We start from the raw sequence: 15,252 nt of genomic DNA on the forward strand, positions 1-15,252 counted from the left end.
GGCGGCCCGACCTGTCGGCGCCAGTGATAAGATAGTCCATCCGCGCGCGGTTGTACCTCTCCGGCCACACTTTCAGAATCTATTCATTAACGACCGCAGCGAATTCGTTAAACCGCAAGGCAATGGCTTTTATATTGTTAAGCATAAACTCAGCTTGTCAGTTTATTCTTCCCGCTCACTGAGGGAGAGAAATAATGACACAACATAATTTTGACAATGATAATAAATATCATCAGCGTTCGGAGCAGGCGCGAAAGAGTACCCTGGTTAGCGTGGTGGTCAATATTTTTCTCTCCACGTTGCAGATTGCGGTGGGAATATTCTCGGGTTCCCAGGGGTTAATTGCCGATGGAATGCACTCTTTTTCCGATCTGCTCGCCGATGGCGTTGTGCTGGTGGCGAATAAAAAGAGTCGCCGGCCCTCTGACCACGATCACCATTATGGCCACTGGCGCTATGAGAACGGCGCCTCTCTGGTCCTCGGCGCGATCCTGGCGCTGGTCGGAGTCGGTATGCTGTGGTCTGCAGCGGGTCATCTCGCGCAACCGCAGACGATTGCGCCGGTGCACAGCGTGGCGCTGTGGATGGCGCTGACGGCGCTGGTGGTCAAAGAGGGACTGTTTCGCTATATGCTGGCGGCCGCCAGGCGGCTGAACTCCTCGCTGCTCATCGCCAACGCCTGGCATGCCCGCTCGGACGCCGCGTCATCCCTGGTGGTGGCGCTGGGGATCATCGGTAATCTGGCCGGGTTTGCCTGGTTCGATCCGCTCGCCGCGCTGGCGGTGGGGCTGGTGATTACGCGGATGGGCTATCGTTTCGCCGCCACCGCGCTGCACGATTTAATGGACCGCGCCGTCGATGAAGAGACGCAGCGGGCGATCGCCGGCACGCTGCGGGCCACGCCGGGCGTAGCGGGTCTGCACGATTTGAAAACCCGTAAGGCGGGGGATCTGGTGCTGGTGGATGTCCATCTCGAGGTGGCCGGAGAGCTGTCGGTAGCCGAAGGGCATCAGATTGCCCGGCAGGCGCGGGCGCGGGTCATAGCGCACCATCCGGTGCTCAATGTGATGGTGCATCTCGATCCCAGCGCGGCGGTTGCCGGTTCGCCGGAGGAGGCAAACTGCCTGACGTCATAAGCGGAAAACAGACTGGCTCAGCGGCTATTTTATCCCTGAGCCATTATTCCTCGGCCACCCGCTCGCACTTTGATTGCCTGAACGATAAATAAGGCTCATACTGAGCCGGCCATGACCATCGCTAAATAATGGCGCAGATCTGCCCGTTGCAGTTAACGATAAAATAAACCAATCGGTTCATCGATACTCTCTATTTTTTATTTAGAGATAATAACCAGAGCGGTAATTCAGGAAGTCAGACAATGATCATTCGGCCAGAACAACACTGGTTTCTTCGCCTATTTGACTGGCACGGCTCCGTGCTGTCGAAAATCATCTTTCGTCTGCTGCTTAATGTGCTGATGTCCATCATCGCCATTATCAGCTATCAATGGTACGCGCAGCTGGGGATCCACTTAACGGTGGCGCCGTTCAGCCTGCTGGGGATCGCGATAGCGATTTTCCTCGGCTTTCGCAACAGCGCCAGCTACAGCCGCTTCGTCGAGGCGCGCAATCTGTGGGGGACGGTGCTTATCGCCGAACGTACGCTGGTGCGCCAGTTGCGCAATATCCTGCCGGCCGAACACGATGCCCATCGCCGCATTGTCAGCTACCTGGTGGCTTTTAGCTGGAGCCTGAAGCACCAGCTGCGCAAAACCGATCCGACGGCTGACCTGCGGCGGTTGCTGCCGGCGGACCAGGTGGCGGAGATCCTCGCCAGCTCAATGCCCACCAACCGGATCCTGCTGCTGGTCGGCAACGAAATCGGCCAGCTGCGCGAGGCGGGCAAGCTTAGCGACATCACCTATGGGCTGATGGACAACAAACTCGATGAGCTGGCGCACGTGCTGGGCGGCTGCGAAAGGCTGGCCACCACCCCGGTGCCGTTCGCCTATACCCTGATCCTCCAGCGCACCGTGTATCTGTTCTGCACGCTGCTGCCGTTCGCCCTGGTCGGGGATCTGCACTACATGACGCCGTTTGTCTCGGTCTTTATCTCCTACACCTTTTTGTCGTGGGATTCACTGGCGGAAGAGCTGGAAGATCCCTTCGGCACCGCCGCCAACGACCTGCCGCTGAACGCGATGTGCAATACCATTGAGCGCAATCTGCTCGACATGACCGGTCAACATCCGCTGCCGGAGACGCTGCGTCCGGACCGGTACTTCAACCTGACCTGAGCCCCTGCGCACCGGGCAGTTTCCGCTGCCCGGTCATCACTTTCCCGCGCCCATGCGACCCGCCGCGCGGAGGGGGCGATAAAAGCAAAATTTGCAAATAAGTTAAATTTAACACCCGATAGATAACATCAATTATACAGATTTGTGGTGTATGTTATTATTCGGTTAACAAACGCAGTACCTACGCTTTCCCATCGTACTATCCTTGAGAAACAGCATTCTTATCAGGTGACGCCGCGCACACCACGCCTCGTCGCCGGGGTCGTCGCACGCTTTTTTCCGCCGGCGGCGGCCAGAACAGAGCAGCAGGAGTAAAAAGATGACCAATAAAAGACGCGCGGTTCCCGGTGTTCACCCTTATGACGGTCCGGCAGGCGGGTGGGGCGCGTTGAAGGCGACGGCCATCGCCGTGCGTACCCAGATGGATGCCTTTGAAGCGCCCGCCACGCTGCTGCGAACCAACCAGCCTGACGGCTTCGATTGCCCGGGCTGCGCCTGGCCGGATAAAGAGCATAAATCCACTTTTCAGTTTTGCGAAAACGGCGCCAAAGCGGTGACCTGGGAGGCAACCACCAAACGGGTGACGCCAGCGTTCCTCGCGGCTAACACCGTGACCTCCCTGCTGGCGAAAAGCGATTTTGAACTGGAGGGCTATGGCCGCTTAACCCATCCTTTGGTTTACGACCGCGCCAGCGACACGCTGCGCCCGGTGGCGTGGGAAGAGGCTTTCGCCCGTATCGGCGCGATCCTTCGCGGCCTGCAGCCGGATGAGGTTGAATTCTACACCTCCGGACGGGCCTCCAATGAAGCGGCGTGGCTGTTTCAGCTGTTTGCCCGCGAGTATGGCACCAATAACTTTCCCGACTGCTCTAACATGTGCCATGAATCCACCAGCGTGGGCCTGCCGCAGTCGATCGGCATTGGCAAAGGCACCGTTTCCCTCGACGACTTTGACCAGACCGAGCTGGTGATCTCTATCGGCCATAATCCGGGCACCAACCACCCGCGGATGATGGGCACCCTGCATGAGCTTTCCCGCCGCGGCGTGCCGATTATCGTTTTTAATCCGCTGCGTGAGCGGGCGCTGGAGCGTTTTGCCGACCCGCAGAACGTGATGGAGATGGCGACATATCGCTCGACACCGATCGCCTCGACCTACTACCAGGTGCGGGCCGGCGGCGACGCGGCGGCGCTGAAAGGGATCGCCAAAGCGCTGCTGCAGCTGGAGGAGGAGCAGGGCCAGGTGCTCGACCACGCGTTTATTGCGCAACATACCCAGGGGTTCGCCGCCTTCGCCGAGGATCTGCACGCCACCCGCTGGCAGGACATTGAGCAGGAGTCCGGCCTGACGCGCGAGTCGCTGACCCAGGTCGCCGTGGCCTACGCCAAATCCAGGGCCACCATCGTCACCTACGGCATGGGGATCACTCAGCATAATAAAGGCACTTCCAACGTCCGGCTGATTGCCGACCTGCTGCTGATGCGCGGCAATATCGGCAAGCCGGGGGCCGGCATCTGTCCGCTGCGCGGCCACTCTAACGTGCAGGGAAACCGCACCGTTGGGATCAGCGAAAAACCCTCCGCGGCCTTCCTCGACAGCCTGCAGCGGGTGATGGGGATCACGCCGCCGCGGCATCATGGTCACGATGCGGTGAAGGCGCTGGAGGCCATGATCGCCGGCGACGCCAAAGCCCTGATCTGCCTCGGGGGCAACTTCGCCGTGGCGATGCCGGATCACGAAAGCGCCTTCCCGGCGATGCGCGGCCTTGAGCTCAGCGTGCACGTCGGCACCAAGCTCAACCGCTCGCACCTGCTGACGGCGAAAGAGACCTTTATTCTGCCGTGCCTTGGCCGCACCGAGCTTGACCTGCAGGCCAGCGGCCGACAGTCGATCACCGTCGAGGATTCGATGTCGATGGTGCATGCCTCGTCAGGCAAGCTAAAGCCCGCCTCGCCGACGCTGCGCTCGGAGCCGGCGATTGTCGCCGGTCTGGCGAAGGCCACTCTGCCGGCCAGCAAAGTGGACTGGCTGTATCTGGTGGAAGATTACGACCGTATTCGGGAGCTGATCGAACAGACCATTCCGGGGTTCGAAAATTATAACCAGCGCATTCGCCACCCCGGGGGCTTTCGCATGCCGCTGCCGCCGACCGAGCGCATCTGGCCTACCGCCACCGGCAAAGCCATGTTCTCGGTTTTCAAAGGCGTGCATGAGAACGTGGTGGTGGAGGGCGAGGAGGTGATGCGCTTAGTGACCCTGCGCAGCCACGACCAGTACAACACCACCATCTACGCCATGGATGACCGCTACCGCGGCGTCTTCGGCCGTCGCGACGTGCTGTTTATGAACGAGCAGGATATGGCCGCCCAGGGTCTGGAGCATGGCGATCGGGTCGATATCCACACTGCGCTGCCGGGCAGCTCGCTGACGCTCAGAGATATCACGGTGGTGGCCTACGGCATCGCGCCCGGCACCGTCGGCGCCTATTATCCGGAAGCCAACGTGCTGGTGCCGCTGAACTATCTGGATGAAGAGAGCGGGACGCCCTCCTATAAGTCGGTCCCCGTCCGCCTGACGCTGCGCTCGAAAGAGATCCGCCCGCTGTCCGGCGTGCGCTAAAGAAGGAGGGCGTTGGGCGGCGTTGCGTCGTCCTGCGCCCCGTCGCCCCTCCTGTCCTCGCTTGAATTTATCGGTGATGAAACTAACATTCTGGTAACCTGTGCGCGGCCCCGGGGGTGAACGGCGGGGTTCAAACGGGAAAGAGAATGGATATTAAGCAACTCAAGTATTTGATCGCGCTCGATCAGACGCGCCATTTTGGCCAGGCGGCGGCAGCCTGCCATATTACCCAGCCGACCCTCTCCATGCGCATTCGTAATCTGGAAGAGGAGCTGAACCTGACCCTTATCCAGCGCGGCCAGCGCTTCGAGGGTTTTACCCCGGAGGGGGAGCGGATCCTGGCCTGGGCGCGGGCGGTGCTGGCCGCCCATGACGGTCTGGCGGCGGAGGCGGCCATTTGTCGCGGACAGATGGTCGGTCAGCTGCGGGTTGGCATGGTGCCGCTGGCGAGCCTCAATCCGATGCAGCTGATTAAACCTCTCGCGGAGAAATACCCGGCGCTGCAGTTCAGCCTGCTGTCAATGACCTCGGAGCAGATTATCGATGGCGTCAGCCGCAACCAGCTGGACCTGGGGATCTGTTACCTGCAGCATCTGGATGAACGTCTGTTTAAGATCGCCCGGCTGCCGCAAACCCGGATGGGACTGTTGCACGATAAACGCCATTTCGACTTCAGCGACGGGACGCCGGGGTGGGATAGGCTGGCGACGCTGCCCCTTGGCTTTCTGACCAAGGGAATGTACTACCGGGAATCCATTGAAATCAGCTTTAAGGCCAAAGGGCTAACGCCGAAGTCTGTCTTTGAAAGCGATTCGACGTTTCAGATAATCCAGGCGGTGCAGGCGGGGATCTGCTGCGCCATCATGCCGCTCAACAACGGCCTGGAAGCCCTCAGCGACAATCTTGACATCCTGCCCATCGCCGAAAGCCAGGTCGATTCGCAGCTGGCGCTGATTATGCGCCAGCAGGAGCCGGTCTCGACGCTGGCGGATAAATGCTTCGCCGAGGCGCAGGGGATTTTTGGCTAAGGCCAGCCTCAGATATTCTCCAGTCGAATGCCCCGGGTTCTCGGGCCGAAGATCCCCACCGACAGCATCACCATCAGCATACTGACGACGATAAAGCTAATCACCCCCGGAGTGCCGGCATATTGCAGAATAATGCCGATCAGGATGCTGGTCACCGCGGTCGAGAGCCGGCTGAACGAGTAGCAGAAGCCGACGGCGCGGGCGCGAATATGGGTCGGGAAGACCTCGGCCTGGTAGGCGTGGTAGCTGATGGTCAGCCAGGCGTTGGACCAGGTGATCATAAACCCGCAGATCACCAGCAGAACCGGACTGTTCTGCAGGGCAAACAGGGTGCCGAAGATGACGGTCATCAGCGCGGAGAGGACGATCTGCCACTTGTTCTCAAAGCGATGCACGAAGCGGGTGCAGAACAGGCAGCCCAGCGGATAGGCGAGGGTGATAAAGAAGGCGTACAGCAGACTGTGGGTAATGCTGGCGCCCTGACCGGAGAGCAATGCCGGCAGCCAGTTGCCAAAGCCGAAGAAACCGATCGCCTGGAAGAAATTCATCACCATCAGCATCAGGGTGCGCTGCCGATACTGCGGCGCCCAGATTTCGCGGAAGGTGCCGCGTTTGACGACGCTCTCCGCCGCCTGCGCATGCTTCGGCGACGGCGTCAGGCCGCAGCGGGCTTCCATCGCGCACATCACCGCATGCGCCTCATCATGCCGCCCTTTGGTTTCCAGCCAGCGGGCTGACTCCGGCAGTTTTTTGCGGATAAACCAGATCGCCAGCGAGAACAGCGCGCCGAAGATGATCACCCAGCGCCAGCCGCTGAGGCCGAAGAGGGTGGTTGGCACCAATATCCAGGACATCAGCGCCACCGCCGGAACCGACAGAAACTGGATAAAGAAGGCAAAGGCGAAGGCTTTATTGCGCAGGTGGGTAGGGACCCATTCGCTGAGGTAAGTATCAATGGTCACCAGCTCAATGCCGAGGCCGATTCCCACCATAAAGCGGAAGAAGATCACCCCTTCCGCGCTGCTCTGGGTCGCCATCAGCAGCGAGAAAAAGCCGTACCAGGCGAGCGCCACCATAAAGGTCAGGCGGCGTCCCAGCTTGTCCGCCAGCGGCGCCAGCAGGCTCGCGCCGATAAACAGCCCCATAAAGGTGGCGGAGGCAAAGGCCGCCTGATCGGCGATGCCAAAGATCCCCGCCGCGCCGGTGTGGAAAATACCCTCCGCCAGCAGGCCCGCGCTAATGTACCCGGTCTGGAACAAGTCATAGAGCTCGAAGAAGCCGCCGAGAGAGAGCAGGGTGATAAACGACCATAACCCGAAGGAGGCGGGCAGCGCGTCAATGCGTCCGGTTAAGCTGGCGTGCGGTTGTCCTGGCGAAGCATAGGGCGTTTCGCCGAGAACCTGGGTGGTAGACATGGTGTTGTGTTCCTCAGGAAGAATGGTTTGCCTGCTAATGTTAAGTGATTGTTAATAGTTTTAAATTTTTAATCTTCAGCGTTAACGGCAATCTTTAGCGCAAGATCGCGCCGTACAGGAGGAAAGTTGAGATTCATGCTGCTTTTCGCCGCACGCCAGGGGAAGAATTGAAGTAAATCACCGTGGGCGGCAATGTTCCCCGCCTGGCGTTATCGCGCTGCCCAGGGTCCGGGCCAGACAGAGTAAACGAATCCTCACCGGCGGCGTTTTCCCGCTTTACCCGCTATTACGCCAGGCTATAATGTGCCCACTTTCATACAGGAGTCATGCGTTGGACAGTCATCCTTATTGTTTTTCTCCGGCAAGCTAACGCGACTGTTTTCGCTGCTTGCCGAACCGGCGGGCAGCAATCTTTGATTATCGGATTGCCTCCCTTAATGTAGTGATTCGCGACCGTACGCGAGAGGCACCGTTATGTTTCTGTTTCCCACCAGCTTATTTCCTCCACCATCACCCGCCCGCTAATTGCCCGGCGCGGCTGAGCGCGACATCAATAATTTTTGGCTTTCTGTTATCTGGAGGAAGGCGCGATGATATTTCCCTATATGACACATTTACTCGCGGCGATGCTGCTGGGAGCGCTGATCGGCGCGGAAAGACAGTGGCGGCAACGTATGGCCGGCTTGCGGACCAATGCGCTGGTGGCCACCGGCGCGGCGGTGTTTATTCTTAGCGCGATGTCGGCGTCGCCGGACAGCCCCGGGCGCATTGCGGCGCAGATCGTCTCCGGTATCGGCTTCCTTGGGGCGGGAGTGATCATGCGCGATGGCATGAACGTTCGCGGCCTCAATACCGCCGCCACCCTGTGGTGCTCGGCCGGTATCGGTGTCCTCTGCGGCCTGGGACAGTTCTGGAACGCGACGGCGGCGACGCTGATTATTCTGTGCGCTAATATCCTGCTCCGCGAAGCGGCGCAGCGCATTCATGCCTTGCCCGGCGCCGGAGACGAAGAGAAACGCTATATCTTGCGCGTCACCTGTTTACGCGAGCATGAAAAAGCCGTGCGTCAGCTGCTGCTGAATATTGCTCAGCAGCAGAGGTTCACCCTGCAGGGGCTGCAGTCGGCGGCGGCAGATACGGCGGATCAGCTGGAGATTTGCGCGGAGCTGATTAGCCATAAGCAGCATCACAAAACGCTGGCGCAGATTATGGCGCAGGTGGCCGGCCAGCAGAACGTCACCTCGGTACACTGGCGCGTCGGAGAAGCGTAGAGACAGGCGGCGGGGCAGCAGACATGGCCGCTCGCCGCGCGATTCGCCAACCCGCGGGAAAGCGGCTAGAATGGCCTCCTGCCGGAGGTTATAAGAATGTTAAATAATGGATGTGTGTCGTCGGAATCTGGCCAGACTATGACGACGGCTGATTTTCGCTTTACCCGCGTGATGGCCGAGCAGGCGGCGCGTGCCCGTCTGACGCTGGACGACGATCAGCTGTCGCTCATCGCCCGCCTCGACGCCCTGGGCCAGCAGCTGTTGTCCGCGCCCGGCACGCCGCAGGGACTGTACGTTTGGGGACGCACCGGGCGAGGGAAAAGCTTTATTCTCGACCACTTTTTTGCCAGCCTGCCGCTCGCCGCCAGGCGTCGGGTCCATTTTCATCACTTCTTCCGCGAACTGCATCAGCGGCTGAATGCCCCCGGCGCGCCCGGCCTGCAGGCGGTGATGATGCAGATGACCTCCGGCTGCCGCCTGCTGTCCTTTGACGAATTTCATCTTCACGACCCCGGCGACGCCATGCTGATAAAGGCGCTGCTGGAACACCTTTTTCAACGGGGCATCGTGCTGCTGGCAACCTCTAACTACCCGCCGGAGATGCTGCTGCCTAATCCGCTGTATCACGATCGCTTTTTACCGTCGATCGCGCTGATCCGCGCCCATCTGGCGGTCGTCGCGCTTAACGGCGAGGAGGATTATCGCGAACGGCACCTGAGCCAGGATAACGCCTTATGGGTTAACCCGAGCGAACAACAGCGTCAGCTGTACGATCTGCCCTCGCTGCCTGCCGAACCGGTTCCGCTGGCGGTAGGCTATCGCACGCTGCAGGCGGCCGCGGCGTCACCCGACTTGCTCCATTTCTCTTTTGCCCAGCTCTGCCAGGCCGCCACGGCGGTGATGGACTATCTGTCGCTCAGCGAACGTTATGCCGTCTGGTTGCTGGACGAGGTGCCGCCGCTGGCCACGGTAGGGCCGGCGGCCCAGCAGCGCTTTATCAACGTGATTGATGTGCTGTATGAAAAGCAGATCCGCCTGCTGCTGGTGACCCGCTGCGACCTGGAGACGCTGGTGGCCGGGGTGGAACTGGAGGATATTCAGCGAACGCGGAGCCGCCTGCAACAGCTGCCGCGGGCGGTATAAAAAAACGCCCCGGCGGGTGCCGGGGCGAGGGGATCACAGGTCGAAACGGTCGAGGTTCATGACCTTGGTCCAGGCGGCGACAAAGTCATGCACCAGCTTCTGCTGCCCGTCGGCGCAGGCGTAGACTTCCGCCAGCGCGCGCAGGACCGAGTTGGAGCCAAACACCAGATCCACGCGGGTGGCGCTATACTTCGCTTCGCCGGTTTTACGGTCGCTGCCGGTAAACAGCTCCGCCCGATCATCGGCCGCTTTCCAGACGGTGGCCATATCCAGCAGGTTGACGAAGAAGTCATTGCTGAGTACGCCGACGCGGTCGGTAAACACCCCGTGTTTGCTGCCGTCGTAGTTGGCGCCCAGCACGCGCAGTCCACCCACCAGAACCGTCATCTCCGGAGCGGTTAAGGTCAGCTGCTGCGCTTTATCGATCAGCAGCGTTTCCGTCGACACACCGCCCTCAATGCGACGGTAGTTGCGGAAGCCATCCGCCAGCGGCTGCAGCAGGTCAAACGACTCGACGTCGGTCTGCTCAGGCAGGGCGTCGACGCGGCCTGGAGTAAACGGCACGTTGACGCTGACGCCGGCCGCCGCCGCAGCCTGCTCCACGCCGACCACGCCAGCCAGCACGATGATATCGGCCAGCGACGCTTTGCCGGAAGCGCGCTGGATCGCCTGCAGGGTCGGCAGCACCCGACTGGCGATAGCATTGACCGGCCAGTCTTTCTGCGGGGCCAGCGCCAGACGCGCGCCGTTGGCGCCGCCGCGCTTATCACCGCCGCGGAAGGTGGAGGCGGAGGCCCAGGCGACCGACACCAGCTCACTCACCGACAGGCCGGCGCCGGCGATGGCGGTTTTCAGGCTGGCGATGTCGTCCGCGCTCGGCTGATGGGTCGCCGCCGGCAGCGGATCCTGCCAAATGAGATCTTCTTTCGGCACTTCCGGCCCGAGGTAACGGGATTTCGGCCCCATATCGCGGTGGGTCAGCTTGAACCACGCCCGGGCGAACGCCTCGTTAAAGGCCTGCGGATCGTTGAGGAAGCGACGGGAGATCTTCTCAAACTCCGGGTCGAAGCGCAGGGTCAGGTCGGTGACCAGCATGGTCGGTTTGCGCTTTTTACCCGGGTTAAACGGATCCGGGATAATTTCCGGCGCGTCTTTGGCTTCGAACTGGATAGCGCCCGCCGGGCTGCGGGTCTGCACCCATTCGTATTTAAACAGGTTCTCGAAAAAGTAGTTGCTCCACTGGGTGGGCGTCTGCGTCCAGACCACTTCCAGACCGGAGGTGATGGCATCCGCGCCTGCGCCGCTGCCGTAGCTGGAGTGCCAGCCCAGACCCTGAGCTTCCAGCGGGGCGGCTTCCGGCTCGGCGCCGACGTGGCTGGTCTCGGCTGCGCCGTGGGTTTTACCCAGGGTGTGGCCGCCGGCGATCAGCGCGACAATCTCTTCATCGTCCATCGCCATATTGCCGAAGGTGGCGCGAATGGCCGCCGCGGCGGACAGCGGCTCGCCGCTGGCGTTAGGGCCTTCCGGGTTAACGTAGATCAGCCCCATTTCAGTGGCGCCGATGGCCTGTTTCGCCAGGCTTTCCGGGTGACGGTGGGCCAGCCACTCTTTCTCATCGCCCCAGTCGACGTCCAGATCTGGTTCCCAGACATCTTCACGGCCGGCGCCGAAGCCAAAGGTGCGGAAGCCGGCGTTTTCCAGCGCCACGTTACCCGCCAGCATGTAAAGGTCGGCCCAGGAGATTTTCTGGCCATATTTCTGTTTCACCGGCCACAGCAGACGGCGGGCCTTATCGAGGCTGACGTTATCAGGCCAGGAGTTCAGCGGCGCAAAGCGCTGCTGCCCACGACCCGCGCCGCCGCGACCGTCAACGGTGCGGTAGGTGCCAGCGCCGTGCCAGGCCATACGAATAAACAGACCGATATAGCTGCCCCAGTCTGCCGGCCACCACTCTTGCGAATCGGTCAGCAGCGCTCTGAGGTCAGCCTTCAGCGCGGAGTAATCGAGCTTTTTAAACTCTTCCCTGTAGTTAAAATCCTCACCCAACGGGTTGGAACGACTGGAGTGCTGGTTCAACAGATCGACACGCAGCTGGTTAGGCCACCAGTCGCGGTTGCCGGTGCCGCTGCCGGCGCTCTGCTTGGGCGTCTCGGCGTGGAAAGGGCACTTTCCGGCGGATGCGTTGTTGGATGGGTCGTTAGACGTGCTCATATCAGGCTCCGTTTGCTTTTGTGAATGCCGTTACGATATACACTGCTACCAATAAGCGATATTTGAATGAGTCTACGGATTTAATAGCTAATTCCGTTCAACGAAGGGCGAAACACCCTCTTATATGCCCTGGCGGATCCAGGGGTAAAAAAATAAACCTCATCATTAACCATAGTCGTAACGAGACGGCAAAGGAAACGATCTGTGTCAAACGGGCAGAAGGAATGCTAATTGTTTGAGATATGACAATTTTACTATGAGAAAAGGATGAGGGTTTTCCGCTGCGCGAGCGTAACGAATGCCCGACGCAGGGGTTGTTGGCAGACACAGAATAAGCTAATACTTAGACACCATGTGACTGGCGCTAAAGACAGAATACTGTTAGGGAGCATGGTCAACGTCGCCGCGCGCCTGGGCATTACCGCTATCTGGAGATAAGTTATGCCTGAATTAGCTTCTTTAATGGCCTTTGCCGCGGTGGCGCTGGGGTTAGTGTTAACCCCTGGCCCCAATATGATGTATCTCACTTCGCGTTCGATTTGCCAGGGAAAACGCGCTGGCTTTATCTCCCTTGCCGGGGTGGCCGTGGGTTTTTTCTTCTATATGTTGTGTGCCGCTTTCGGCATTACCGCGTTGGTTTTCGCGGTCCCTTATGCCTACAATGCATTGCGTTTGTGCGGGGTCGCTTATTTGCTCTATCTGGCGTGGCAGGCGATTAAACCGGGAGGGCGGCCGATATTCGCGGTGCGCGACTTACCCGCGGACAGTGGGCGTAAGCTGTTTCTGATGGGATTTATCACCAGCCTGGCGAACCCCAAAGTTGCCATCCTGTATTTGTCCCTGCTGCCGCAATTTATCACCCCCGGACTCGGCAGCGTGCTCAGCCAGTCGTTAATATTAGGCTGTACCCAGGTATTAATCAGCGTGGCGGTGAACGGCCTGATTATCTTGCTGGCCGGGCAGGTGGCGCTTTTTCTTGGTCGGCGACCGGGCTGGCAACAATTTCAACGCTGGCTGATGGCGACGGTACTGGCCGGGATGGCGGTTAAGATCGCTTTTGAGGCCAGAAAATAACCGGGTTTACCGGGGAAAGGGGAGCCAGCGAGACCTGTCGCTGGCCAACCTCGCGCCCTGATGCCTTTCTCCCACAGGGAAAGGCTCTCCACGCTCTAACATGCTGAAACATTTCTGCCAGATCATTAGCAACCTTTCAGTAGGGCTAACGCCGCGATAAGGCTATGCTTCCCGGCCGTTACGCCGTTGGTTTTTCCCGTGATCCAGGTGATGTACCGCTAATGCCCCTTTTGAGAGATGAAATTCGCGACCACTCCGCGGAAGAGATGCTGTTTATCCGCCGGGCCGCAATCGCCTTTCTGCTGGTGGTGGTCTGCTTTGGCGTGCTGATTTTCAACCTCTACCATCTGCAGGTGGAGCAGCACGATTTCTACCAGACCCGCTCCAACCAAAACGATATCAAAATGCTGCCCATCGCCCCCAGCCGCGGGCTGATATTCGATCGCAACGGCATTCCGCTGGTACAGAATATTACCCTGTATCGCCTGCAGGTGATCCCGAGCAAAATTCCCGATATGGCCGCGCTGCTGCAAAGCCTGACGCCGATTGTCGACCTGACGCCGGACGACATCGCCAGTTTCCGCGACGATATGCACCACAGCAGCCGCTATAAAGCGGTTACCCTCAAGTCCGACCTCAGCGACGTGGAGGTGGCCCGCTTCGCGGTCAACGAATTCCGTTTCCCCGGGGTGACGGTGGAGAGCTACCAGCAGCGTGAATACCCCTACGGCGCAGAGCTGGCGCACGTGGTGGGCTATGTGTCGAAAATCAACGACAGCGACCTGCAGCGGCTGGCGAAAGACGGCGAAGAGGAGAACTATGCTGCCGACCACAATATCGGCAAGCAGGGGATCGAAGGCTATTACGAAAAAGCGCTCCACGGCACCACCGGCTACCAGGAGGTGGAGGTGGATAACCACGGTCGGGTGGTACGTCTGCTGAAAGAGGTACCGCCGGTGGCCGGGAAAAACCTCTACCTGACCCTTGACCTGCACCTGCAGCAGTATATTGAGTCGGTGCTGAAGGGGCAGCGCGCGGCGGTGGTGGTGGTCGATCCTCGTGATGGCGGGGTACTGGCGATGGTCTCCAGCCCCAGCTACGATCCTAACCCGTTCGTCAAAGGCATCGGCTATCAGGCCTATAAATCGCTGCTGGATAACCCCGACCGACCGTTAATCAACCGTGTCACCCAGGGGCTGTATCCCCCGGCCTCGACGGTGAAGCCCTATATGGCGCTCTCGGCGCTCTCCGCGGGCGTGATCACGCCGAATACCACCTTCTTCGGGGCGCCGACGTGGACGCTGCCGGGCACGCAACGCCGCTATCGCGACTGGCTGAAAACCGGCCACGGCATGCTCAACGTCACCAAAGCCATTGAAGAGTCCGCAGACACCTTTTTCTACCAGGTGGCCTTCGAGATGGGTATCGACCGGATCCATGAGTGGCTGAGCAAGTTCGGCTACGGCCAGTCTACCGGCATCGATCTCAATGAGGAGTATGCCGGGGTACTGCCGAGTCGGGCGTGGAAGCAGCGGGTGCATAAAAAGCCCTGGTATCAGGGGGATACCATCTCCGTCGGCATCGGCCAGGGATACTGGATCGCCACCCCCATCCAGATGGTGAAAGCGCTCACCACGCTGCTGAACAACGGCAAGGTGCAGGATCCGCATCTGCTCTATTCGATGAAGCAGGGTAATCATGTGGAACGTTATCAGCAGCCGGCGAACCTGCCGCAGGTCGGCGATCCGAAATCCCCGTACTGGGGCATTGTGCGCAACGGCATGTATGGGATGGCGAATCTGCCCAACGGCACCGGCTATAAACTGTTCCATACCGCGCCGTATCAGATTGCGGCAAAGTCCGGGACCTCGCAGGTGTTCAGTCTGAAGCAAAACCAGACCTATAACGCCAAAATGATCCCGGTGCGTCTGCGCGACCACATTTTCTATACCCTCTTTGCCCCTTATCAGCATCCGAAGGTGGCGATGGCGCTGATCCTGGAGAACGGCGGCGGGGACGGGGTGGTGGCCGGACCGACGGCGCGCGCCATCCTGGACCATATTTTTGTCCCGCAGCAGGCGCCGGCGGCGGCCGCCGACGTGCCGCAGCGGGAGAGCGCGGACGCCCAGTAAGCGGCAGGACTTATTCCGCAGGCGCATCGTTCATAGAAATTGGTTATTTGTCCCCTTAACTT

10 protein-coding genes and 1 riboswitch are annotated in these 15,252 nt (G+C 59.9%); of the genes, 8 read left to right on the forward strand and 2 right to left on the reverse strand.

The window, feature by feature from the left end; all coding sequences use genetic code 11:
* Positions 1-194 precede the first annotated feature (194 nt).
* From ACOI7D_RS11215 to ACOI7D_RS11230, 4 genes are all read left to right on the forward strand, one after another.
* On the forward strand, positions 195-1,136 hold the full coding sequence (locus ACOI7D_RS11215; protein ID WP_109547291.1) for a cation diffusion facilitator family transporter: 942 nt from the start codon (positions 195-197) through the stop codon (positions 1,134-1,136).
* A 242-nt stretch (positions 1,137-1,378) separates the two neighbouring features.
* A complete protein-coding gene (locus tag ACOI7D_RS11220; RefSeq protein ID WP_060589518.1) occupies positions 1,379-2,296 on the forward strand; it encodes a bestrophin family protein in 918 nt (305 codons plus the stop codon).
* Positions 2,297-2,615: 319 nt separating this feature from the next.
* Complete coding sequence (locus ACOI7D_RS11225; protein WP_109547292.1) at positions 2,616-4,916, forward strand: FdhF/YdeP family oxidoreductase; 2,301 nt, start codon at positions 2,616-2,618, stop codon at positions 4,914-4,916.
* A 146-nt stretch (positions 4,917-5,062) separates the two neighbouring features.
* Complete coding sequence (locus ACOI7D_RS11230; protein WP_109547293.1) at positions 5,063-5,944, forward strand: LysR family transcriptional regulator; 882 nt, start codon at positions 5,063-5,065, stop codon at positions 5,942-5,944.
* Between the two features lie 8 nt (positions 5,945-5,952).
* Here the strand turns inward: ACOI7D_RS11230 and ACOI7D_RS11235 are convergent, their stop codons facing one another.
* Positions 5,953-7,359 carry an MFS transporter gene (locus ACOI7D_RS11235; protein WP_023289806.1) on the reverse strand — a complete coding sequence of 469 codons (1,407 nt, stop codon included), beginning with the start codon at positions 7,357-7,359 and terminating at the stop codon, positions 5,953-5,955.
* Positions 7,360-7,949: 590 nt separating this feature from the next.
* Here ACOI7D_RS11235 and ACOI7D_RS11240 point away from each other — a divergent pair.
* Complete coding sequence (locus ACOI7D_RS11240) at positions 7,950-8,630, forward strand: MgtC family protein (RefSeq protein ID WP_109547294.1); 681 nt, start codon at positions 7,950-7,952, stop codon at positions 8,628-8,630.
* Between the two features lie 96 nt (positions 8,631-8,726).
* Positions 8,727-9,773: a cell division protein ZapE gene (zapE, locus tag ACOI7D_RS11245; protein ID WP_109547295.1), complete on the forward strand. Its 1,047-nt coding sequence runs from the start codon at positions 8,727-8,729 to the stop codon at positions 9,771-9,773.
* 33 nt (positions 9,774-9,806) lie between these two features.
* Here the strand turns inward: zapE and katG are convergent, their stop codons facing one another.
* A complete protein-coding gene (gene katG, locus ACOI7D_RS11250; protein ID WP_044523422.1) occupies positions 9,807-11,984 on the reverse strand; it encodes a catalase/peroxidase HPI in 2,178 nt (725 codons plus the stop codon).
* Positions 11,985-12,328: 344 nt separating this feature from the next.
* Positions 12,329-12,408: riboswitch (ZMP/ZTP riboswitch) on the forward strand.
* Between the two features lie 17 nt (positions 12,409-12,425).
* On the opposite strand from katG, the gene ACOI7D_RS11255 reads away from it, so the two are divergent.
* Positions 12,426-13,058 carry a LysE family translocator gene (locus ACOI7D_RS11255; RefSeq protein WP_109547296.1) on the forward strand — a complete coding sequence of 211 codons (633 nt, stop codon included), beginning with the start codon at positions 12,426-12,428 and terminating at the stop codon, positions 13,056-13,058.
* Positions 13,059-13,279: 221 nt separating this feature from the next.
* Positions 13,280-15,190, forward strand: a complete 1,911-nt coding sequence (gene mrdA / locus ACOI7D_RS11260) for a penicillin-binding protein 2 (protein WP_032452966.1) — start codon at positions 13,280-13,282, stop codon at positions 15,188-15,190.
* Positions 15,191-15,252 lie beyond the last annotated feature (62 nt).

This window comes from Klebsiella sp. C360 (genome assembly GCF_048822415.1).
GTDB classification, from domain to species: Bacteria; Pseudomonadota; Gammaproteobacteria; order Enterobacterales; family Enterobacteriaceae; genus Klebsiella; species Klebsiella quasipneumoniae.

Bases quoted from the DNA above. Each gene is read 5' to 3' on its own strand.
- ACOI7D_RS11220 (WP_060589518.1), top strand. From the start codon at position 1,379: ATGATCATTCGGCCAGAACAACACTGGTTTCTTCGCCTATTTGACTGG.
- zapE (WP_109547295.1), top strand. From the start codon at position 8,727: ATGTTAAATAATGGATGTGTGTCGTCGGAATCTGGCCAGACTATGACG.
- ACOI7D_RS11225 (WP_109547292.1), top strand. From the start codon at position 2,616: ATGACCAATAAAAGACGCGCGGTTCCCGGTGTTCACCCTTATGACGGT.
- ACOI7D_RS11240 (WP_109547294.1), top strand. From the start codon at position 7,950: ATGATATTTCCCTATATGACACATTTACTCGCGGCGATGCTGCTGGGA.
- ACOI7D_RS11230 (WP_109547293.1), top strand. From the start codon at position 5,063: ATGGATATTAAGCAACTCAAGTATTTGATCGCGCTCGATCAGACGCGC.
- ACOI7D_RS11255 (WP_109547296.1), top strand. From the start codon at position 12,426: ATGCCTGAATTAGCTTCTTTAATGGCCTTTGCCGCGGTGGCGCTGGGG.
- katG (WP_044523422.1), bottom strand. From the start codon at position 11,984: ATGAGCACGTCTAACGACCCATCCAACAACGCATCCGCCGGAAAGTGC.
- ACOI7D_RS11215 (WP_109547291.1), top strand. From the start codon at position 195: ATGACACAACATAATTTTGACAATGATAATAAATATCATCAGCGTTCG.
- mrdA (WP_032452966.1), top strand. From the start codon at position 13,280: ATGCCCCTTTTGAGAGATGAAATTCGCGACCACTCCGCGGAAGAGATG.
- ACOI7D_RS11235 (WP_023289806.1), bottom strand. From the start codon at position 7,359: ATGTCTACCACCCAGGTTCTCGGCGAAACGCCCTATGCTTCGCCAGGA.